The sequence below is a fragment of the Limosilactobacillus agrestis genome (assembly GCF_014145585.1).
In the GTDB taxonomy this organism is placed as follows: Bacteria; Bacillota; Bacilli; order Lactobacillales; family Lactobacillaceae; genus Limosilactobacillus; species Limosilactobacillus agrestis.
Genome location: NZ_JACIVF010000073.1, coordinates 1 through 23558, shown reverse-complemented (window position 1 = coordinate 23558; position 23558 = coordinate 1). Strand labels below are relative to the sequence as shown.

Sequence of the window (23558 nt, the reverse complement as noted above, 5' to 3'; positions counted from 1 at the left end):
GCAAGGGTGATAGGAAACGTCTGTCCCATCTTCAAGGAATATTAACAATTATATGGTAAACTCAAATTGATAACCATGAAAGGGGAAATAGAGAATGCTTTTTTTCCTAAACGATAATCTTCAACGAAATAAATCAGGAATTGAGCATGCGCAAATCAAACGCTTGCACTTATTTGAAAAATATCATCAACCAGCTAAAATCGTTACTCGCCAATATTCAAATGAACTCCATTTGGTGACTGAGGAGGCCGGAATTGATGACCATAATTTTGTAAATTTATTTGATTATTTTCAAGAAGCTTGTGAAGTTCCACAAAAGGATATTCAAATTAAAGATATTCCGGTTAATCCTCATTGGAGACGCAAGGCGGAGGGGATTAATTACAATTATTATCAAAATGGGCAACGTGTTCTCTATATTCGTCGTCGTAGCAATAATGACCGGCGGGTGATTAATCTTCAATATTTTGATCACTTTGGTAAGTTGTTAAAGGTCAGTTGGTTCGATAGCCGGGGCTTTATTTCTGTAGAGCAGCTTTATGACTGGGAAGGAAAGATTGCAACTGAAAATTACTATCGACCGGATGGCTCCATTGCCATCCAGCTGGCTCACCAAAAGAATAAACGCGGAAAAGAAATTAAAACCTACCACTTATTTAACTACCATGGTCATGATTATCACTTTAGTAATTTTGAACAGTTGACACGGTTCTTTCTGGATGAATTGGTGACAGATAAGCAGATTTGTGGTGAGGGACCGGTTGGCTTAGTCGTTGATCGGGTCTATGAATTAGGATGGGCCGTTTTAAACATGCATCATCGCGTTTTCCGTGTTTTACAGTTACATAATGATCACGTTAATAATCCAGCGGACATGTTACACTCCTCCCTTAATTATAACTATGATTGGGGACTTAAGCATCTCCAGAATTGGGATGGGGTTATTACCTTGACGCCACAACAACAACGGGATGTTTACGACCGGTTTGGCAAGTTAGGAGTAAAAATTTATCGAATTCCAGGGCCAATTGTACCAGCAGCAGTAATTGATAAGCCGCATGTCCCGTTTAACCAGCGGACAAAAAACCAAGTGGTAATGGTTGCACGGCTTTCCCCAGAAAAACAGCAAGATCATTTATTGAAAGCATGGCCCCAGGTTCTAAAAGCGATACCGACAGCTAAACTTGATTTTTGGGGCTATACGAATGATGGCTTTGATAAAACTCTTAAGCAATTGGTTAAGGATGAACAGCTTAATCGTTCGGTTACGTTCCATGGTTATACGGAGGATGTTAATACAGTCTACGAAGATGCACAGCTATTAATTTTGCCTAGTCGGGCAGAAGGACTCCCGCTATCGTTAGTTGAGGCCCAATCACATGGGTTGCCAATCGTTGCTAACGACATTAAGTATGGGCCATCTGATGTAATTATTGATCAACAAGATGGGATTTTGACCCAAAATGGTGATATTGATGGTTTGGCTCGGGCAATCATTAGTTTGTTAGGCGATCAAGAACGCTTAGCAAAGATGAGTGCTAATGCCTATGAGGATAGTAAGCGTTATTCTGAACCGAGTGTGATGAAATTATGGACCGAACTAGTAAATGATATGCAGGCAAAGGGGACCAAATAAAATGTACTTTTTTGTAAATCAGTATTTATTAAGTAGTAACTCGAGTGTTGAGCATGCCGAAATGAAGCGGTTGGACTTATTTAAGCACCATGCTACACCAGCAAAATTGGTAACCCGTGATTTTGATCCTATGCTCCATGAAACGATAAAAAAGTTTGGCCTGACAGATGACCAATTAGCTAATATGTATGATTTCTTTGCCGGTACAATTGATTATCAAGGTCACCAATTCCATACTGCCGATTTACAATTCCCCATTGATTACCAAATTGGTATGGGAAATAATTACCGGGAAGTAAAAGATGGCGATCGTCTGGTTTGTGAAGTTCACTTTGCAGCTGGTACGATTGGGCAAGTAAATCATGTTGACTACTTTGATATTGCAGGAAATATGACGCTTAGGCAATACTATGATATTCGTGGTTTTAAAGCTGCGGATGAATTTTTTGGTGAGGATGGTCAAATGTACTATAGCCGTTATTATCGTCCAAATGGGCAAGTTTACCTTGAACGATATTTTGTAAAATCGGTTGAAAATACCTCAATTAATTCGCTAAATGTTTTACGTGCTTATCATGGTCGCGACCATTTCTTTGATAACCTTGATGACTTGTTTACCTTCTTCCTTGATGAACTAAATAAGGAAAATGGTGAAAATAATATCTTTGTTGCTGATCGTCCAGCTATCGCAATTCAGCCAGTTCAAAAGATGAGCAGTGCCGCCAAGAAGTTTTTATGGCTACCCATAAATCAAGTAAATGATGGTCAAGATCTTTTAACAGGGCCCCTAAATCCAATGCTTGTTGAGCCCCTAACCATTGCGGCAGCAAAATGGGATGGGGTAATTGTAATGACCGCGGCCCAAGCAAAGGTATTAAAACGACAGATTAACAATGCGGTCCCAATTTTCGTAATTAACGGGGCGCCAGTATTGAAAGAATATCAACGGATTCCGGAAACGGACCGGATCCATGGTCAATTAATTTATGTTGGCCGACTGGGAGAAGATAAACAAATTAGCCAATTAATTAGGATGTTTACCCAGATTCATCAGCAAGTACCAGCAAGTAAACTAACCCTTTATGGCTATGGGACGGCAGAGGATGTTAATCGTTACAAAAAGCAGGTAAAAGATAGTGGCCTAGAACAGAGCGTTGCTTTTGCTGGCTACCAGGTACCGCTGGCAAAAGCTTATGATCAGGCCCAGCTATTGGTTGATGCGAGTCGGATTGATGCCCAACCGCTGGCAATGGCCGAGGCCTTGAATCATGGGGTGCCAGTTGTTTCATATGATTACCTCTATGGTCCGGCCGCAATGGTTACGTCAGGGGAGAATGGTGAACTTATTCCTTTAAATAATCAAAAACAGTTTGTTCAAACGGTAATCCGGCTATTACAAACACCAACTGAACTACAACACCTCAGTGACGGTGCATATGATCATCTTTCTGAATTAGCCGAAGAAAAAACTTGGCAGCAATGGCAACAGTTATCATCTATCTAATCAAAAGTTAGGTATAATATAAATGAGAAGACGAAGGGCAGAAAAAATAATCTAATTTTTGATGTCTTTGATCATTATCTATTGATAATTTAAGAGCAAAAATGAGGGCGGAAAAATGGATAATTATCAAGCAATGAATTATTATTATGGACTCCTTAATTTGCGTGCGGGTTTCTTTAAGGCAAATTTATGTGAGGGATTAACGCAGAGGGTAGCAAGTGTTTCCGATGATAATAATCAGCAGGTAAAAATGGCATATCATGCAATAACAAAGGAATCACATCATGAGCAATCACGAGCACCCCACTTAGAATTTGGCTCATTCTATAAAGACGGGCATATCTTACATAACGTAAAGATTAATACCCAATCAGAATTTTTTCTTGACCCTACCCGTGGAGATGCTGTTAAGTGGCATGTAGATTTCACTGTTGCCAAAGATGTGCGACCCGCAGACCAGTTCATTATTCAACTATCACCGAATTTGATTGTGGCTCCTAATGGTCACCCGCAAAACCCAATTCCGGATTTTACCGATCAAAATGGTACGATTATTGCCGGTGGAAAGTATCATCCTGACCAACATCAATTAGTTTATACGTTTACTAATTATGTTGTTACCCATCAGCAAATAATTGGTGAACTGACTGGAGACTTAGCAATTGATCCACTAACAACGCCAGAGAATGAGTTCGGCTTAGCATGTTTTATCGATATTGATGGTTACCGCAAAGATTTTACAATTGATGTTGATTATCCCGATCTAGACAACGATACATTTTTGGGAATCTCGAGTCGAATGATGAAATTTGATCAAGATCAACATCTTTTTACGGATTTGATTTATGTTAATCCAGCCCAAAAGGATCTTAACCATGCCTATATTATTTTTAATACAAGTGATTTGGTTGAGGAATTATCAAATGCGATCGTTCAACCAGCAACAATGCGGATTGAAATTTATCGTAATTCCCATGGCCTGAAATTACCACAATCTTACGGGGTTGATTTACAACGTTTGCGGGAAGTTACCAACCGCTTCCCGATGGTTGAAAGTGATCACTTGGTTGAAACACCATTAACCATGTCGTTTGCTGATAATAAGATGCGGTTGAACTTTACAGCTGATGATACTAAGGATTCTTATGTTATTAAGGTAATTGGGCAGTATAATGATGAGCTGGATGGAGCTGTTAGATTACGGGCCCGATTATTTGGTGTTGATCAGCAGAATGTTTATATGAGTAATTCAACAGTCGCAATGGCAGATGGGGTACCAATGCAGGTGAACGGCCAGGCAGTTCTTAAAGCAAACATGATGACAAATGAGGATGGCACGTCTAGAGATAGTGAGGAACCTACAGTTGTTACAGCAGGAGAACCACAAAGAAATACAACTGTTAATACGTCACTAAGAGCGGAAAATTCCACAGTGGATTACCCGACTGAAAATGATAAATTTGAAGAGAGGGTAAGTCAGCATGATGTCGCAGACCAAGAGCCGTCCTCAGATGAATTGGAAGACCTGGAACAGGTAACCGCAGAGCAACCAATAACATTGCAGCATGATCATCAGGCGCTGGCAGATAGTGTCAATTCAGCGGAACCGGCTATGGTAAGGAGCGAATTATCAACCGATTCCAGAAAAACTAAGGAAGAGCGGACAATTAACGATTCTGAAGAATTATCCCCGACTGAGGTCTTTAAGCGTGCTGTTGAAAAAAGGCTGGCAAAAGGTGAGGTTCAAATAGATGAGACCTCTACAGCACCTTTGCCAATGCCGGAACGACGACCACCACGGCGGAAGACACGGCTACGTGAAAATAATCGTTTAAATCATTCTCTCCGACATTTACGAAGATTTTAAAAAATAGTTTGGATAGACGAGTAGTCTAGGCCAGGCTATTTTATTTTTACTAAAATGTAATCGTTTACATAAAACTATTGCAATTAGAGAATCAGGTGTTAAGATGTAATTAAGCTAAAGTAAGCGTTTACAAAAGTGGTTCTCAGTAAAGAAGATAAATCTCGCTAAAAAGGGGTATTGATTTATGGAAAATAATCATTGGTGGAACAAGTCAGTTGTTTATCAAATTTATCCGAAGAGTTTTCAAGATACTAATCATGATGGAATTGGCGATCTTCGTGGCATTATTAATCGTCTTGATTACATTAAAAAGTTAGGCGTTGATGTTATTTGGCTAAACCCAATTTATGAGTCTCCTCAAGTTGATAATGGTTATGATATTAGTAATTATGAAGCTATTAATCCCACCCTTGGAAACATGGCCGATTTCCAAGAATTAATCGATGGAATTCATGAACGTGGGATGAAATTAGTGATGGATTTAGTGGTTAACCATACTTCAGATCAACATGATTGGTTCAAGGAATCACGTAAGGGAAAGGATAATCCATACCGGGACTATTATATCTGGCGTGATGGCAAAGAGGGGAAAGAGCCTAATAATTGGGGATCCTACTTCTCGGGAACTGCGTGGAAATATGATGATGAAACTGACCAATACTATCTTCATCTTTTTGCACCAGAACAGCCGGACCTTAATTGGGAAAATTCACAAGTACGCCGCTCAGTTTATGACATGATGAACTGGTGGGCCGCTAAGGGCGTTGATGGGTTCCGTATGGATGTAATTAATTTAATTTCCAAGCCAGCGGGACTTCCGGATGCTGATAAGAATGATGATGAAAAGTACGCAAATGTTGAACCGCTAGTATCAAATGGTCACCGGATCCATGAATTCTTACAAGAGATGAATAAGAACGTCATGAGTAAGCATAAGATGGTAACTGTTGGTGAAACCCCTGGTGCAACCCCAGAAGATGCAGAAAAATATGCCAGTCTTGATAACAAGGAACTAAACATGGTTTTTCAATTTGAGCACATGGGATTAGATAGTAATCCTAACCCTGCTCTTGGTAAATGGGATGACCGAAAAACGAGCCTTAAGGATTTACGGGCGAACTTAACCAAGTGGCAAGAAAAACTTTATGGAAAAGCTTGGAATTCTCTTTACTGGAATAACCATGATCAGCCACGGGTTGTTTCACGCTTTGGTAATGATCAAACAGAAGATTACCGCGTTAAATCCGCTAAGATGTTGGCAACGATGACCCACATGATGCAAGGGACCCCTTATATTTATGAAGGGGAAGAGATTGGGATGACTAATGCTTACTTCCCCAAGCTTGACGATTATGTTGATCTTGAATCAATCAATGCCTATCACCAACTGGTAGATGATCAACACCTGCTCGATGGCAAGACAATGATGAAGTATATTGCGCTTCATTCCCGTGATAATGCGCGGACACCAATGCAATGGGATGATAGTCAGTATGGAGGCTTTTCAGACCATACCCCTTGGGAAAAGGTTAACCCGAATTACAAACAGGTTAATGTAAAAAATGCGCTTGCTGATAGGAATTCTATTTTCTATTACTATCAAAAGTTGATCGCATTACGCCATACATTGCCAGTGATTACTAATGGAAAATATGCCTTGGTTCCTGGTAATGAAGAAGATGATCAAATTTTTGCTTATACTCGCCAAGATGATCAAACAACTTTGTTAGTAATCTTGAACTATACTGATGAGACTGTTAATCGGCATTATCAAATTCCAGTAAATGCAAAACTCCTGATTAGTAATTATGTGGATGACCAAAATGACACTATTCGTCCATATGAAGCAAAGGTTTATCAATATTAAAGTAAGGATGAAGATTCATGGATAAATCACTTACAAATTCGAAGAAAAAAGTAGAAACTAAGCAGGTTGATCTCGATACCGGAATGCCGGATCTACCTAAAAAAGAGTTATTTGCCATTACCGTTGCTTTTCTAGGAATTAATATGGCTTTTTCATTGCAAAGTTCACAAATGAGTCGGATCTGTCAGACAATTGGGGCCAATCCTAATAATCTTGGGTTCTTCTTCATTTTCCCACCATTAATGGGGATGATTGTTCAACCGATTATGGGGAAAATGTCAGATCATACCTGGAACCGTTTTGGGCGCCGGATGCCATACCTATTATTTGGGACACCGATTGCTGCCTTAGTTTTGATCATGTTCCCATTCTCGGGATCCTTGGGCTTTGGCTATGGTTCAATGGCCGCAATGATCTATGCGGCAATTGCAGTATGTTTAATGGACTTATTTAGTAATATTTGTATGCAGCCATTACGGATGGTCGTTGGTGATATGGTTAATAATAAGCAGAAGAACTTTGCGTGGTCCTGGCAACAAGTTTTCTCTAATGTAGGGGGAATTTTAGCAACAATTTTACCATTTGTTTTTACGATTTTCGGAATGTCTAATACCGCCAAGAAAGGGGTAGTTCCTAACACAGTTATCTGGTCATATTTGTGTGCTGCGGCCGTGTTGCTTATTGCTGGGTTATGGACGGTCTTTAATGTTAAAGAGTATGATCCGGTAACTTATGCTGAGTATCACCACATTACACCCGAAGAACAGAAGAAGTCAGAGAGCATTTGGAAATTAATTAAAACAGCGCCGCGAGCTTTCTGGGAAATTAACCTTGTCCAGTTCTGTAGTTGGTTTGCTATTATGTATGTTTGGACTTATACTACAGGGACTTGTGCCCGTAATATTTGGCACACTTCTGACGTAACTTCAGCTGGTTATCAGGCAGCCGGTAACTGGTACGGGATTCTAACAGCCCTTTATAGTATCGCTGGGATTATCTGGGGGTTAATTTACGCTCACGCAAAAGCTGATTCGCGGAAGAAATGGTACACGTTTGGAATGCTTATTGGTGGTATCGGGTTAAGCTGGATGGCTTTTGCAACTACTAAGACGACTTCGATTATTGCAATGATTATGTTTGGGATTGGCAATTTTAGTATTAATACTATTCCGTTTACTTTATTAACATCATCACTAAATGGTAAAAATGAGGGTGCTTATCTGGGACTCTTTAACGTTGGAATTTGTGTTCCGCAAATCGTTGCTTCATTATGTAGTTTCTTCCTCTTCCCACTTGTTGGGCATAATCAACCGATGATGCTTTTACTTGGTGGAATTGCCCTTCTTCTTGGGGCATTAGCAGTACAAGGAATCCATGAAGGGGTGGTTGTTAAAAAAGCATAGAACTAATTAAATCTTTCCTTAAATATAAAATAGTTAAAACAGAGGGGAGCGAGACAGAAGTCACTCGTGCGTTTTTCGCCACGAAGCTAGCTTCTGAGAGCCCCCGCAAGCAACAACGGCCTCCAATGTTCGTTTTACCGAGCGTTGGAGGCCGTTGTTGTACTGCGCTATTTGTCTTTTGTGAAAGGAACCTGCCTTATCTCGCCCCCCAACTGCTTTCATGAACAATAGTAAAATAACGTAGAACTAGCTTCACGTCGCTACAAAGTTGGAGTTAATTGGACAAGATTGCCGATCAAGTTGGAATCCAAAACAAAAGTTACTAACTTAAAGAAGTTAGGTATGCTATGACGCGTCTCTAAATTCACTGGTATTCGAAAAGGGTATGGGCGGAACATACATAATAGGATGCTGACTACTTTCTTAAAAATGAAAAACTGGAGCAACTTGGATATAGCCATAAATCCAAGTTGCTCCAGTCGATTTAACAGTGTTTAAATTGTCAACTCCCCGTATTCGGTGGGGTGAGAGGTCGATAATTGGACTAATTATCTCCTGCTCGATTTGCTTGCAGGGGCGCAAATGAAGTTACAGGTAACCGCGTTCTCACTCCTATATAGAATATTAGTGGAAGTGCTAGAATAAATATTTTACTGGTTAAATATTTAAGCTTGGTAAGTTTCCTTGATAAAGAGAACTGAAATTGCACCTAAGAGGGCAGAAATACCGGTAACAAGCATCATGTTAACTTGAGAACTGCCGAGTAATGGGAAGAGACCGAAACTAAGTAGTGAGGCAACCATTTGTGGTACACAGATTGAACCGTTGAATAAGCCAAGGTAGGTACCCATGTGTTTACCGGATAAGGCATTGGTAACCATCGTTAATGGGTAAGTATTCATTGAGGCCCAAGCAATCCCGATTAAAACAAAGGAGAAGATAAGGGCGGATTGCGAATGAATAAAGAAGATTGAAGTATAACCAATTGCTCCCAGCAGTAAACTGAAAGCATAGCCAGCTTTGTGGTGGTTATTAGGAACTTTAGCTAAAACATATGACCATACAACTGCCGCAATTGATTGAACTGCAGTCATAACACCGTACCAGTTACCAGCAGCTTGGTAGGCAGCTGAAGAAGCATCAGTTGTTAACCAAACATTCTTAGCGATGGCCCCAACCGCATAAGTTGAAAGGTATTGGAAAGAGAACCAGCAGAAAAATTGGACTAATGCGACATTCCAAAATACTCGTGGAGCGTGCTTTAAGAGGGTAAACCAGTTTCCGCCCTTTTTATTATCTTCCTCTGAAATGCCATGGTAGCGAGCATATGTTGCAGGATCATATTCGTGAACCCGGAAGATCGTAAAGAGACAGGTAATAACTAAAATAACAGCTCCGACGTAGAATGAAATTACAACTGATTGCGGAACAACACCCTTTTTAGCAGTGTTTGATACACCCCACCAAGTCAAAAGGAATGGGAAAATAGCGGCTAAAACGGCACCAGTATTACAAATTAAACTTTGAATCCCGTATGCGTAACTCTTTTGGTCATCGTTAACCATATCACCAACCATCATCTTAAATGGCTGCATTGCCATATTTGATGAAAGATCAAGGAAGGCAACGGTGATGGCCCCAAACCAGAGGGCAGCTAATGAACCGTATCCGAATCCAAAACTTCCTGAATTAGGGAGTAAAATCATAACGATGACCGCAATGACCATTCCGATTAATAAGTAGGGAAGTCGCCGCCCACCAAGCCTTGGTGCCCATGTCCGGTCAGAGTAATAACCGATGATTGGCTGCACGATCAATCCTGCAAGTGGTGGAAGTAAGAAGAACCATCCTAAATTATTAGGATTAGCACCAATTGTTTGGAAAATCCGGCTCATTTGCGAACCTTGTAATGTAAAGGCGATTTGAACACCAAGAAAACCAAAGTTAATCATCCAGATGGTACTCTTTGGTAAAATTGGTAATCCACTCGTCGAAGTTTCTTGGTCTTGGTTAAGTTCAACAGACTTATCTTGACTCATGAAAAACAACTCCTAACAAAAATGTCTAAAATAATTGCAATTTGAGCTCATGTAAGCTCTTACACGAATAATATAACAAATCGATTCTTTTTGTGCAACCGCTTGCAAAAAGAATAATAAAAAGGCGCGACCTGATTCAATAAACAGATAGCGGCTTTTTAATGTTTTAATGATTTTGTAGTTAGGATTCTGACGCTATTTCGTGGTGTGATATGAACTGGAATAAATTGTGAGTCCTCATCATTTAATAGCCCCCTAACCGCGATTGTGCCCATTTGATAAAAGTCCTGAGTTACGCTTGTAATGGTTGGGATGGTGATGTCACAGAGAAAGGTTCCGTCGATACTAATAAATGATAGGTCTTTTGGGATATCGAGATCCAGTAAATGAGCCTCTTTGATCATTCCCACGGCCACCATATCGCTAGCGGTGATGATCGCATCAAGCTCCTTATTCATTAGTATTTTGAGCATATTTTGTTGAGGGCCAAAACTGTAATCGCCATATTCAACCCAGTCCATCCGCGGTATCAATCCGTGTTCAGTCATTGCCCGTTGGTAGCCGTGGAGTCGCTGCTTTCCGGTTGAAGAACGATCAATACCCGCTAACCCAATTCGGAAATGACCACGTTCAATCAAATAGTTAGTGGCTAAATAACCAATTTCCTCGTTATTTGAACTTGTAAATTTAAATCCAGTATACCGGGGATCAGCTTCGTCATAGACCGATATTAACCGACAGGGAGTATTGCTTTCTTGTAAGGTATGGGCCGCTTCTTTATCGAGCGTCGTGGCAACTAGCAGAATACCGGCAACGTGTCGCTCAAGGGCAACACTAATAGCCTGATTTAGCAGTCGTGAATCATGGTTTCCAGCGTACAGGATAAACATTTGGTAGCCAGCCTGATCGGTAGCTGCTTGGATTGCGGCAATAATATCGTCCGCAAAATTGGTTTGCGTATTGTTTAAGATAACCGCGATTAGCTTACTACTATGAGCAGCTAGTTCTGCAGCTGCAAGGTTCTTTTTGTATCCTAGTTCTTTGGCAATTGCTTTAACTTTAGTTGCGGTTTCCGGCCGGTATGATTGTTTCTTATTCGATAAAATTCGGGAAACAGTGGCGGTGGAAACATTCGCCCGTTGAGCAATATCCTTGATGGTCGGTTTCATTTTCAGGCCCCTTTCACTAATCTTAATTATAAAAAACTTATTCCTTGTTGCAAACGCACTCGGGTATCAACCTGGTACAATTGAAAAATTCCTTATTTGGTATGTTATTGGCAGAGATAAAATGCGAACGGCGGTGAACACAAATAAGGCCTCCAGTGTCCGGTAAATTTGAACTCTGAAGACCTATTTGTACTTACGGGAGGTATGAGTCATAACATCTCTTGGTAATGGTGATGCTATTTTCGTAATGATAGTTTGACAACTGCTTCACAACGGGCCGTTTGGGGCATCATATCAATTGGTTGAATGTAGTCAACGTGATAGACACTAGTTAACCGCCGTAAGTTACGGGCGAGAGAAGCCATGCCACAGGAGACATAGGCAAACTTTCGCGGCTTAACTTTTAAGATTTGTTTGATTAGTTGGTCATCCAACCCTGTTCGTGGAGGATCAACAACTAGGGCATCAAAGTTGAGGCCTTCTTTTTGCCAGCGGGGAAGAACTTCTTCTGCCTTGCCAACTTCATATCTAGCGTTAGTAATATTGTTTAACTTGGCATTTTCGTTAGCATCAGCGACTGCTTCGGGGATGATTTCCATCCCGCGAACAGCTTTTACCCGTGATGCAAGGGAAAGACCGATTGTTCCGATTCCAGCATATGCATCGATTAAGGTATCATCTTTGTCTAATTCAAGAGCTTTCGAAGCTTCCTCATACAACACCTCTGTTTGCTCAGGATTTAGTTGTAAGAATGAGCGCGCTGAAAGTTTAAAATCAAGCCCCATCAAGCTTTCAAGAATTGAATCTTTACCAGCAAGATGGATCATTTTATCACCCCAAACTAAGGGGGTATCGCCAGGGTTAACGTTTTGCATAACAGAAACAACTGATGGTAATTCTTTTTCAATGCGTTCAAGCAGTTCGCGTTTATGAGGAAGCTTAGGAGAATTAGTAATAAAGGTTAATTGAACTTCCCCGGTTGACCATGATTCCCGGACTGCTAAGGTTTTGATGATGCCACTATTGTGCTTTTCATCATAGACCGGGATCTGCAAGTCTTCGATCATCTTTGTCACAGCTCGAACCGTCTCCATTGTTCGGGGCATTTGAACAGCACAAGTCTCCATATCAACAAGGGTATGACTATTTGGTTGGTAAAGACCAGCAGCCACTTTGCCATTAACCATTCGTACCTGAAATTGGGCCTTGTTACGGTAACCATATTCTTCAGGAGCTGCAATAGTTGGGCGAACATCGTAATTGCGGTAGCCGTATGGTTGGAACTTTTCGAGACTATCGATGATTACTTGCCGTTTAAATTTTAATTGTTGTTGGTAAGCGAGGTTTTCAAGTTCAAACCCACCAGCGATATCAGCGTAATGATCCCGTGGCGTTACCCGATCCCGACTCTTTTTCCGGATGCGGTGTACTTTAGCTTCAAGATAGCGCGGAAGAACTCGCGTAACTTCGGCGACCACGACTTCATTTGGGAGGGCTCCCGGGACAAAACATACTTTGTGCTTATAGTAACCAATTCCATGCCCATTAACACCAAGACGACGAATTGTGAGTGGAAATCGTTTCCCGACCCATACATCGACATCATGTTCATGTTGTTTAGTTTGTGTCATATTATTTCTCCGTTCTATTAATTCAATGTGTTTAATATTTTAGCACATCTCCAAATATCACTGGACAAATATGTCAAGGGGAGAAAAATTGCATAATTAATTTTTAACATGGCAACTTAACCAAACTTATAATCAATTGTTATGAAAATAGTCAATTAAGTATACAGATTGCTAATAATATGTTTTTTGATTGCGAAAAATATAGTAGAATAACAATGTGAAATGTTGCATAAATAACTTAAAGGAAGTGACACTTTTGAAAATTGCTGCAATTGCCGGGTCTAATGCTAATCATTCTTATAATCGGATGCTCCTAGAATTTATGGCTCGCCATTTTAGTGATGATGATATTGATGTGATTGATATTCGTCAAGTACCGATGTTTAATGAAGATTATAAGGGCAAGATTCCTGAGGTTGTTGCCGATATTGATCGTCGTGTTGCAAGTGCCGACGCTGTTATTATTGCGAGTCCAGAATATAACCACTCAATTACCTCTGCGTTGAAGAGTCTCGTTGAATGGCTTTCATATGAAGTTCACCCCTTACAGGATAAACCAGTAATGATTATTGGGGCGTCGACTCATGATCAGGGAGCTTCGCGTTCGCAGGTTCAATTAAGGGATATCTTGATTTCTCCCGGGGTAAATGCTTATATTTTCCAAAACGAAGAATTCTTTATGAGTGATGCTGCCAGCATTATTGATGGGGAAGGGAATATTACTAATGAGACCACGATTCATTTCTTAGAAAAATGTGTACGTGAATTTAAACACTATGCAAAGGCAATTAACCGGATGGTTGTAGAAAAGAAGGAGGGGAATAAATAATGAAGATTCTTGCCTTAGTTGGAACTAATGCGAAATTCTCATATAATCGAATTTTGCTTAAATACATGAAAAAGCATTTTCGACAAATGGCTGACATTGAAATTTACGAAATTAATCAATTACCACCTTTTAGTGTTGATACTCCCCTTTCCGAGCAAACGGTGGTATGGAAATTAAAACAAAAAGTAAAGGCGGCCGATGGGATTATCTTCTCAACACCAGAATATGATCATGGAATTCCCGCGGCGTTAAAGAGTGCGGTTGAATGGTTGTCCTACCAAACTAACGTATTATCGAATAAACCGACAATGGTAGTGGGGGTTTCCTATGGTCGACAGGCCTCCGCTCGTTCCCAAGTACAGATGCGGCAAATTTTGATTTCTCCTGACTGTAATACGAATTTATTGCCGGGAAATGAAGTATTGATCGGGAATGCGAGTCATTCGTTTTCTAAGGATGGCCGATTAATTAACCCTGAAATGCGAGATAACCTAGAAAAATGTTTTACCCATTTCGTGGAATATATCCAAATTTTTGAAAAAGTAAATAAGGAGGGACTGGAGATGTCCGTTAAACAACCAACGATTAGTGAAGCGTATATTAACTTCCCCACTGGTCGGTTGACATTAAAAGAAGTTCAGCAAATTTTTAGCACAATTCCGTTTGAACTTGACCTGATTGATAGTACGGATCACTTTGTGTGGTATTCTGACAAGCCTAATCGAGAACATGTACGGAATGTAGCATCCCTTGGTGAAACAGTGCAAGAATGTCATCCACCACTAGCCGTCCCAACGGTTATGAAGATTATTAATAGTTTCCGGAACGGTGAAAAAGACGTTGTTACTCGTCCATTATGGATGAATGGCCACCGTTCATTGATCCAATACTACGCTTTACGTGATGTTAATGGGCATTACCTTGGAACCATCGAATTTACTGGTAGCGTAGAATATATTCTTAACCTCTTTGAAAATGGTGCATGGAGTACTGATGGTAACACTGGTGCATCTAAGCATGAAGATGCTAATGACAACAGTGTAGAAGCTGACAGTGTTGACGCATCAACTGGTGCTTCAGAATCAAGTGATGATGCTAACGCTGACAATGTTAGTGAAGTAGGTGCGACTCCAGCACCGGCCGTAAACAATGATGCTGATACAGACGCTACTACAGGAGCATCTGATGCAGGTAGTGTCGATGCAAATAATGAAGAGGCAGATGCTACTACAGGGGCATCTGAAAACTAATTATGAACGATCAGTTGATGGCCCAACGGCATATGATGACTCATCATGCTTTGGGGACTCGAATTAACTTAACGATTTTTGGTAATAAATATTTTTCACTATTAAAGAAGTCGATGGACTTAATTGACCATTATGAAGATCAACTAACAGTCAATCGGGACCAGTCCGAAGTGATGTCGGTCAATCAAGGGGCAGGTAAAACTCCGAAAATGGTCTCGCCCTCGACCTTTGACCTAATTGAAATGGCTGTGAAGTATAGCCGCGAGGATTTCGGCTTTAACGCGTTGATTGGGCCGTTAGTTAAGCTCTGGAAAATTGGGTTTAACGACGCGCGAGTGCCTAGGGATGCTGAAATTAAGGAACGGCTTAAATTGATTGATCCGTATAAGGTTTTGCTAAATCGTGATAACCACACCGTCTACTTAGAAGAGCCAGGGATGGAGTTAGACCTGGGTGGGATTGCGAAGGGCTATATTGCCGATCGGATCCGGGATCAATGGCGAGCAGGGGGAGTACCGGCAGGGATTATTGATCTAGGTGGTAACCTCCTCTTTGTTGGTAAATCACCACGACGGGATGATGGTCAGTGGATCATTGGAGTTCAAGACCCCCAGTTACACCGTGGCGAAAACCTTGCGACAGTACGTGAACCAGCATGCTCAGCTGTTACCTCAGGGATTTACGAACGCTTCTTAATTAAAAATGGTCGACGGTATCACCACTTACTTGATCCGCGTACGGGATATCCGCTTGAAACGACATTAAGTAGTGTAACTGTTTTTACTGATCAATCAGTAATGGGTGAAATTGAGGCTAAACGTCTCTTTTTCAATGGTGGCCCAATTACCGGTTGGGAAAATCATCCAGGCAATCGAGGGGCCATCTTGATTCGAAATGACGAATCGATGCTCAATGTAGGGTTTAAATAAACTTAAGTAAAGTGTGATGAAGTGAAATGCTTGATCACACTTTTTGTTTTTGCTAGAGAAACAAGTATATTTATCAAGTGAAACATAAAAATATAAGGGCTTGCGGTCGGAAAATAGTTAATCTAAAGGGACTTGATAAAGAGGTGCAGGGAATCTAAGAAAATTAAATTGGTAGTTTTAAAATTTGATAGCGTTTATCAAGGATAAAATTTATACGGGTATAACAGTTTTTCAACTCACTATAAATGATTTTATTTTCATATGATTTAAAAATAATTTACACTTACAAACGCTGGTATATCAACATTTGCAATTTTTAATATAACTTATCTGTTGAAAAACATTTTCGAAAGAGTAGTATATATAACCGTAGATTATGAAATTATTTAATCGATATCTTTTATCGAGAGGGGATTAAGAATGTTATCTAAGAATAATAGACAAGAACAATTCCGCAAACAAGAGCAAAAGAAGCAACGGTTTGCGATTAAGAAGTTAACTGTTGGGGTTGCTTCTGTTTTGATCGGTTTTACTTTCATGGGTCTCAATGCCTCTGCAAGTGCCGATGATACACCAACTCAACCAGCTAACAATGATAATAATGTTCAACCAGAAGTAACTAATGTTCAATCAAGCTCGAATGTTGCTTTAAATGGTACTTCTGCTCAAAGCAACAGCGATGCTCAAGCAAATTCTGCTTCTGCTAAGTCAACTAATACTGATGTTGTTACACCAGTGGCTGATAAATTCCAATCAGCTGTTGCTGCTAATTTTGCAGCTAAGAGTGCAGCTCAAACTTCTGTTAGTGCTGCCAGCAACGCTTCAGTAACTAGCTCAGCTCAAGCTTCTGCTAGTGCTGCAGTTGAAGGCAATAGTTCAGTTGCTGCTTCATCATCAGCTGCTAAAGATGACAATGTTATTACTTCAAATGGTAACGGTGTTGTAACTGGTCAAAATTCACAAGGTACTTGGGCAGCTATGGATGAAACTCAAGGTCAAACCGTTGCAGCTACTAATTGGAATGAATTGGCAAATGCTTTGAACAGTTCAACTGTAACTACCATTGACTTACAAGCCGATATTAATGTTGATAACTCTTCAAATGCAACTAAGAGACCAAATCCATTAATTGACCCTACTAAGTTACAATTAACTAATAACAATATTTCACGTGAAGTAACTATCAATGGTAATGGACACATTATTAACTTTGGTGATTACTACATTACTCAAAGTAAAGAAGGTCCTACAGGTGTTATTAAGGGTAACCGTTCAAAGAAATCACCTTGGAAAGTTACTTTTAATGATGTAACTATTAACGCTAACAACACTAACCCATTTGGTTTTGATGGTAATACTGCTGCAGCTCCATCAGGTGATGCATACGACAACCAAAAGTATGATCTTGTTAAATTTAACAACGTTACTGCAAACATTAAGAATGGTTCATTAATTGATTCTGCTAATGTTAATGTTCAATTTAGCGGTGATAACAAGGTTACTTTACAAAGTATCATTAACAAGCATGCCGGAATTGATGCAAACTCAGTTCAAGTATTAAATGGTACTACTATCATTAACGCTGCTTCTCCAGATAAAACTGGTGGTGGTGTAATTGATGGTGAAGGTATGAACGTTATTTTGGTAACTCCACATAACGCAAGTGACTTCTCAGATCCTAAGACCGCTTATGATTCATTACATGTAGCTGAAGGTTCAACTTTAACTATTAACGCTAACACTAAGGATCAAGACGGTAACCTTATTAACTCAACTATTCCAAACCAATACGATCTTCGTGGTATCGTAACTCGTGGTATGGGTGTTGCCAACGCTTCTGACTGGACTGATGGTACTTTAACTATCGATGGTAACTTAAATGAAACTTTAGGTAGTGGTCACTCATCAGCTATTATGGCTCGTAACTTAACTATTAATAAGACTGGTAATGTTAACATTCTTACTCAACAAGATAACGAACATGATGGTTTTGAAAACAGTATTGTTGGTGCTAGTTCAGTCTTCAACGGCTTCCACGCTGGTGTTATTGCCTTAAACGTTGGTGGTATCCAAAGTTCTAACATTCAAGCTCATGACAGTAGCTTAATTGACAATGGTACTTTGAAGATTGTTCGTAAAGATGTTCCAGCAACTAACAAGGCTGATGGTAAGGTATGGGCTCCATTAATTGTTATGGGTACTTATGGTACTAACCCAGTTAAATACACCATGAATGTTGGTGAAGGTGCTACTTTAGATCTTCAAGATCAAGCTTCTTTCGTAAGTCCAGCTTTATACACTGGTAAGGTTATGACCAACACTCCATTTGCTGGTTTAATCAATATGTATGGTACTAGCTCAAATGATGTTTTGAGTTTCACTAAGCCAGCTTACGTAAACTTACAAAGAACTGGTAGTCAAACTGGTACTTTAATTCGTCTTGAAGGTAACAATGACTCCAATAATGCTGGTAACATGATTCAGTTGAATGGTGTAACTCCAGGTGGTACTCCATTATCACAATGGGATACTGGTAACTACACTGATAACCCATCAAACACTTGGCGCATCCAAAACTTAACTGCTCATGATGCTAAGGGTATGAATGCTATCTTAGGTTATGACACTCTTAAGGGTTCAAAAGATAATTACACCCTTAAGTTCCTTGATTCTAACGGTGCTGTAACTCTTACTATGGATAAGACTGGTCAAGTTGTTTACACTCGTAACAGTGATGGCCAAGTAGTTAACGATCCACAAGGTACTGTTCAACAAGAAGTACAATTAAACAACTTCTTAAACAACTTTAACTTCTGGACTCCACAAAGAATTTCATTTGGTAACAAGGCTGCTATTTCACAATCAATCTATGCACCAACTGATGTACAACAAGGTACTACTAAGACTGTAAAACCAACTGTCTTTAACAAACCAGCTGATTCTCCACAACAAGATCAAATCAAGACTACTTATACCAAGACTGCTGATACTCCAGCATGGGTAAGCGTTGATGAAAACACTGGTGAATTAACTCTTACACCAACTGCAGATAACAGTAAGGTTGGTATGTACAACGTACCAGTATTAGTAACTTACACTGATCAAACTAACAGTGGTGAAAGTTCTACACAAACTGTTTTTGCCCCAGTATTCGTAACAGATGGTAATGAAACTGTTGTATGGCCAAAGGACCCAGAAGGTAACCTTAACGGTGCAATCGTAATTACTACTGATCCAAGCGCAATTAAGGCACATGAAACTTCAGACAACAACATGGACTTAAAGGCAGACGCAGCCGTTAAGTCAATTGATGAATACCAAATGGATACTGTTAACACTATTAGCACTACTCCAACTTCTATCGCTAAAGATAGTAAGGGTATTACCATTGCATGGGGAACTGAACCATCAACTGTTGTTTCAGAAGCTACTAAGGGTGAAACTGTTAAGGGTACTGTAAACGTAACCTTTGATAAGGATTCACAACCATTTACTGATGACGTATTAGATCAAGACTCAGCTTACACTACTACTTCAGACTTGAACATTGATGCACCAGGTGCTGTAGCACAAGAAACTGCTCCAGCTACTCCAGTTAAAGCAACTGCTGGTACTCAATTAACTGATGATCAATTTAAGGCATTAGTAAACACTACTATTCCAGCAAGCGAAATTAATCACGCAACTTTACAAAGCGTTGATAAGGATAACGCTGTAGTACGTATTACTTTCAACGATAAAGATGCCAAGGGCCAAAACACTTACTTAGATGTTAAGGTTCCAGCAAGCTACGTTGATACAACTACTCCAGCAAGCGATGCAGATACTTACAACCCACACTACAACCCAGTAAACGTAAACCAAGGTGGTAAAGTTGAAACTGGTGTTCCATCATACGGTGAAGGCGTAACTGCTCCAACAGGAACTACTTACACTATTCCAGAAGGTACTAAATTACCAGATGGTGTAACTGCAACTATTGATCCAAATACTGGTAATGTAACTGTAACTACTAGTGACAACACTCCAGAAGGACCAATCTTTGTACCAGTAACAGTAAATTACCCAGATGGTTCACAAGAAACTATTGATGCCCCAATCGCTGTTGGCGCAAACACATTCATCGGTACTGATTACAGTGTAAGTGTTGACACTAATTTAGATAACCTTCACGAAACTACTGCTAACAGTATGAATCCAGATGCCAAAGATGCAATTACTAAGATTACTTGGTGGAACAACAATGATGTTCGTGCCGGTAAGAACTTAGATGGTACTGTAATTTACAACAAGGCTAATGGTACTGGTGACCTTAATGACGTAACTGTTGAATGGATTAACCCAATCAACACTAACGTAGATAAGGCTACTATGGATGAAGTTCTTCCAGGTTCTAATACTTCAACTGTTGATACTGAAAAGAATCCAGCAATTAAGATTACTTACGGTGCAAACAGCCAATTAATTAAGGATACTGGTAGCGGCTTATTCACTACTCAAGGTGGTAGTCAAACTGCTAGATGGTATGGTAATGGTGTAACTGTTCAAGGTGCAGATGCTAAGAACCCAGCTAAGCCAGTTGACGTAACTGCAGGTGTAAACGAATTAACTTCTGATCAAGTAGCTGCTTTAATTGACACTACTAACTTAGATAAGTTAACTGCTAACAAGCCAGTATCATACACTTGGGCAACTCCACTTAAGAAGGGCGATACTCAAGGTACTGTTAAGATCACATTTAGTGATAAAGCTGCAAATGGTCAAGCAACTTACTTGAACATTGAATTACCAGCAGGTTCAATTAACGTAACTGATCCAACTGACGTAATTAACCCAACTGATCCAACTGACCCAAGTCAAAAGGACTTATTCACTACAGTAACTAGAACTATTGAAGTAACTAACCCAGAAACTGGTAAGACTACTTCAACTCCACAATCAGTAATCTTTGCACGTACTAAGACTATTGATAAGATTACTGGTGAAACCGTAAGTTACGGTGAATACAAAGTTTGGGACGGTACTAAGCAAACTGATAAGACTACTGGCAGCTTCGCAGAATTCGATGTACCACAAATTAAGGATTACACTTCATTAGTTGATGGTAATGTAGCAACTAAGGTAGCCGCAGATAACAACGTAACTCCAGAAACTAAGAGTTCAACTGTAAACGTAACTTACACTCAGAACCCAACAGATGCAGACAAGTACACTCCAGAAGGACAAGATGTACACACTAATGTAGGTGAAACTCCAAATGCTTCAGAAGGTATTGCTAACAAGGGTGATTTACCAACTGGTACTAAGTACAGCTGGAAGACTACTCCAGATGTATCAACTCCAGGTACAAAGGACGCAACTGTAGTTGTAACTTACCCAGATGGTTCTAAAGATGAAGTTCCAGTTCATGTTATTGTTGATACTCCAGAAGTTCACTACAGTGAAAATGCAACTGGTACTCCAATTATTACTGAACAAGGTGTAGAACCAAACCCAGCAGATGGTATTGGTAACAAGGATGAATTAGATCCTAAGACTACTTACACTTGGACTAATGGTGAACCAGATGTAAGCAAGATCGGTGTATCAACTGTAACTATTACAGTTCACTACCCAGATGGTAAGACTCAAAATGTTGATACCCCATTAATCGTTACTGGAACTGAAATTCCAACTAACCCTAACGATCCTAGTCAATCTGACTTATTCACTTACGTAACTAGAAATATCAGCACTACTACTCCAGACGGCAAGACTACTACCCAAACTCAAAAGGCAACCTTTGCACGTACTAAGACTGTTGATAAGAACGGTAAGACTAGTTACAGCGAATACACTGTTTACAACACTGAAACTAACAAGTTAACTAATGATACAGAAACTACTTTACCAGAAGTTCCTGTAACTCAAATTGACGGTTACTTCTCAGAAGTAAATGGTGTAAAGGCAACTGAAGTTTCAGCAATCTCTGTAAATGCTTCAAGCAAACCAGAAGATGTAAACGTAACTTACGTTGAAACTGATGCACACAAGTACACTCCAGAAGGTCAACCAATTAATACTGACAAGGGCGTAATGCCAAACCCAGGAGACGGTATTAAGAACAAGGGTGACTTGCCAACAGGAACCACTTACACTTGGACAAATGGTGAACCAGATGTAAACACACCAGGTACTAAACCAGTAACTATCACAGTTCACTACCCAGATGGGACAACAGATACAGTAACTACTACTATCACTGTAACTGACGATGCTGATAAGTACACTCCAGAAGGTCAGGATGTACACACTAATGTAGGTGATACTCCAGATGCTTCAGAAGGAATTGCTAACAAGGGTGACTTACCAGATGGCACTAAGTACACTTGGAAGACCACTCCAGATGTAACTACTCCAGGTACTAAGGATGCAACTATCGTTGTAACTTACCCAGATGGCTCACAAGATGAGGTTCCAGTTCACGTCATTGTTGATACTCCAGAAGTTCATTACAGTGAAAACGCAACTGGTACGCCAATCGTTACTGACAAGGGTGTAATGCCAAATCCAGCAGATGGTATTGGTAACAAGGATGAATTAGATCCTAAGACTACTTACACTTGGACTAATGGTGAACCAGATGTGAACAAGATTGGTAAGACTACTGTAACTATTACTGTTCACTACCCAGATGGCAAGACTCAAAATGTTGATACTCCATTAATCGTTACTGGAACTGAAATTCCAACTAACCCTAATGATCCTAGTCAATCTGACTTATTCACTTACGTAACTAGAAATATCAACATTACTACTCCAGAAGGCAAGACTACTACCCAAACTCAAAAGGCAACTTTCGCACGGACTAAGACGGTTGATAAGAACGGCGATACTAGTTACAGTGCATACACTGTTTACAATACTGAAACTAACAAGTTAACTAATGATACAGAAACTACTTTACCAGAAGTTCCTGTAACTCAAATTGATGGTTACTTCTCAGAAGTAAATGGTACAAAAGCAACTAAAGTTTCATCACTTTCTGTAAATGCTTCAAGCAAACCAGAAGATGTAAACGTAACTTACGTTGAAACTGATGCACACAAGTACACTCCAGAACCAAACCCAATTACAACTGACAAGGGTCACATGCCAGATCCATCAGAAGGAATTGGTAACAAGGGTGACTTACCAACAGGAACCACTTACACTTGGACAAATGGTGAACCAGATGTAACCACTCCAGGTACTAAATCAGTAACTATTACGGTTCAATACCCAGATGGAACAACAGATACAGTAACTACTACTATCACTGTAACTGACGATGCTGATAAGTACACTCCAGAACCAGCACCAATTACAACTGACAAGGGTCACATGCCAGATCCATCAGAAGGAATTGGTAACAAGGGTGACTTACCAACAGGAACCACTTACACTTGGACAAAT

12 protein-coding genes are annotated in these 23558 nt (G+C 40.0%); 9 read left to right on the top strand and 3 right to left on the bottom strand.

Going from position 1 to position 23558, the window contains the following annotated elements; translation table 11 throughout:
* Positions 1-94 precede the first annotated feature (94 nt).
* The 5 genes from H5R88_RS09385 (at position 95) to H5R88_RS09365 (ending at position 8277) form a co-directional block, all read left to right on the top strand.
* Positions 95-1636 carry a glycosyltransferase gene (locus H5R88_RS09385; protein ID WP_182600883.1) on the top strand — a complete coding sequence of 514 codons (1542 nt, stop codon included), beginning with the start codon at positions 95-97 and terminating at the stop codon, positions 1634-1636.
* A 1-nt stretch (position 1637) separates the two neighbouring features.
* Entirely contained in the window at positions 1638-3140 is a 1503-nt protein-coding gene (locus H5R88_RS09380; protein ID WP_182600882.1) for a glycosyltransferase, read from the top strand.
* 115 nt (positions 3141-3255) lie between these two features.
* Positions 3256-5007 (top strand): fibrinogen-binding adhesin SdrG C-terminal domain-containing protein, encoded by a 1752-nt coding sequence (locus H5R88_RS09375; RefSeq protein WP_182600881.1) that lies wholly within the window; start codon positions 3256-3258, stop codon positions 5005-5007.
* Positions 5008-5191: 184 nt separating this feature from the next.
* Positions 5192-6874 carry an alpha-glucosidase gene (locus H5R88_RS09370; protein ID WP_182600880.1) on the top strand — a complete coding sequence of 561 codons (1683 nt, stop codon included), beginning with the start codon at positions 5192-5194 and terminating at the stop codon, positions 6872-6874.
* Between the two features lie 17 nt (positions 6875-6891).
* The gene (locus tag H5R88_RS09365) at positions 6892-8277 is read left to right on the top strand and encodes an SLC45 family MFS transporter (protein ID WP_182578862.1); all 1386 of its coding nucleotides are present in this window, start codon (positions 6892-6894) and stop codon (positions 8275-8277) included.
* Positions 8278-8942: 665 nt separating this feature from the next.
* Here H5R88_RS09365 and H5R88_RS09360 read toward each other — a convergent pair.
* The 3 genes from H5R88_RS09360 to rlmD form a co-directional block, all read right to left on the bottom strand.
* Positions 8943-10316, bottom strand: coding sequence for an SLC45 family MFS transporter (locus H5R88_RS09360; RefSeq protein ID WP_182578863.1), 1374 nt, complete (start codon positions 10314-10316; stop codon positions 8943-8945).
* 158 nt (positions 10317-10474) lie between these two features.
* Complete coding sequence (locus H5R88_RS09355; protein ID WP_182600879.1) at positions 10475-11485, bottom strand: LacI family DNA-binding transcriptional regulator; 1011 nt, start codon at positions 11483-11485, stop codon at positions 10475-10477.
* A 236-nt stretch (positions 11486-11721) separates the two neighbouring features.
* The gene (rlmD, locus tag H5R88_RS09350) at positions 11722-13116 is read right to left on the bottom strand and encodes a 23S rRNA (uracil(1939)-C(5))-methyltransferase RlmD (RefSeq protein WP_182600878.1); all 1395 of its coding nucleotides are present in this window, start codon (positions 13114-13116) and stop codon (positions 11722-11724) included.
* Between the two features lie 256 nt (positions 13117-13372).
* Between rlmD and H5R88_RS09345 the strand changes: the two genes are divergently transcribed.
* The 4 genes from H5R88_RS09345 to H5R88_RS09330 form a co-directional block, all read left to right on the top strand.
* Positions 13373-13945, top strand: a complete 573-nt coding sequence (locus tag H5R88_RS09345) for an NADPH-dependent FMN reductase (RefSeq protein WP_182600877.1) — start codon at positions 13373-13375, stop codon at positions 13943-13945.
* Positions 13945-15195 (top strand): NAD(P)H-dependent oxidoreductase, encoded by a 1251-nt coding sequence (locus tag H5R88_RS09340; protein ID WP_182600876.1) that lies wholly within the window; start codon positions 13945-13947, stop codon positions 15193-15195. The genes H5R88_RS09345 and H5R88_RS09340 overlap by 1 nt, the downstream gene beginning before the upstream one ends.
* 2 nt (positions 15196-15197) lie before the next feature.
* Positions 15198-16124 (top strand): FAD:protein FMN transferase, encoded by a 927-nt coding sequence (locus tag H5R88_RS09335; protein WP_182600875.1) that lies wholly within the window; start codon positions 15198-15200, stop codon positions 16122-16124.
* A gap of 420 nt (positions 16125-16544) precedes the next feature.
* Positions 16545-23558: Rib/alpha-like domain-containing protein (locus H5R88_RS09330; protein ID WP_182600874.1), on the top strand; the 7014-nt coding region annotated here is incomplete at its 3' end.

Excerpts from the sequence above, each read along its gene's own strand:
- H5R88_RS09370 (WP_182600880.1), top strand. The coding sequence starts at position 5,192 with ATGGAAAATAATCATTGGTGGAACAAGTCAGTTGTTTATCAAATTTAT.
- rlmD (WP_182600878.1), bottom strand. The coding sequence starts at position 13,116 with ATGACACAAACTAAACAACATGAACATGATGTCGATGTATGGGTCGGG.
- H5R88_RS09385 (WP_182600883.1), top strand. The coding sequence starts at position 95 with ATGCTTTTTTTCCTAAACGATAATCTTCAACGAAATAAATCAGGAATT.
- H5R88_RS09375 (WP_182600881.1), top strand. The coding sequence starts at position 3,256 with ATGGATAATTATCAAGCAATGAATTATTATTATGGACTCCTTAATTTG.
- H5R88_RS09340 (WP_182600876.1), top strand. The coding sequence starts at position 13,945 with ATGAAGATTCTTGCCTTAGTTGGAACTAATGCGAAATTCTCATATAAT.
- H5R88_RS09365 (WP_182578862.1), top strand. The coding sequence starts at position 6,892 with ATGGATAAATCACTTACAAATTCGAAGAAAAAAGTAGAAACTAAGCAG.
- H5R88_RS09355 (WP_182600879.1), bottom strand. The coding sequence starts at position 11,485 with ATGAAACCGACCATCAAGGATATTGCTCAACGGGCGAATGTTTCCACC.
- H5R88_RS09360 (WP_182578863.1), bottom strand. The coding sequence starts at position 10,316 with ATGAGTCAAGATAAGTCTGTTGAACTTAACCAAGACCAAGAAACTTCG.
- H5R88_RS09380 (WP_182600882.1), top strand. The coding sequence starts at position 1,638 with ATGTACTTTTTTGTAAATCAGTATTTATTAAGTAGTAACTCGAGTGTT.
- H5R88_RS09335 (WP_182600875.1), top strand. The coding sequence starts at position 15,198 with ATGAACGATCAGTTGATGGCCCAACGGCATATGATGACTCATCATGCT.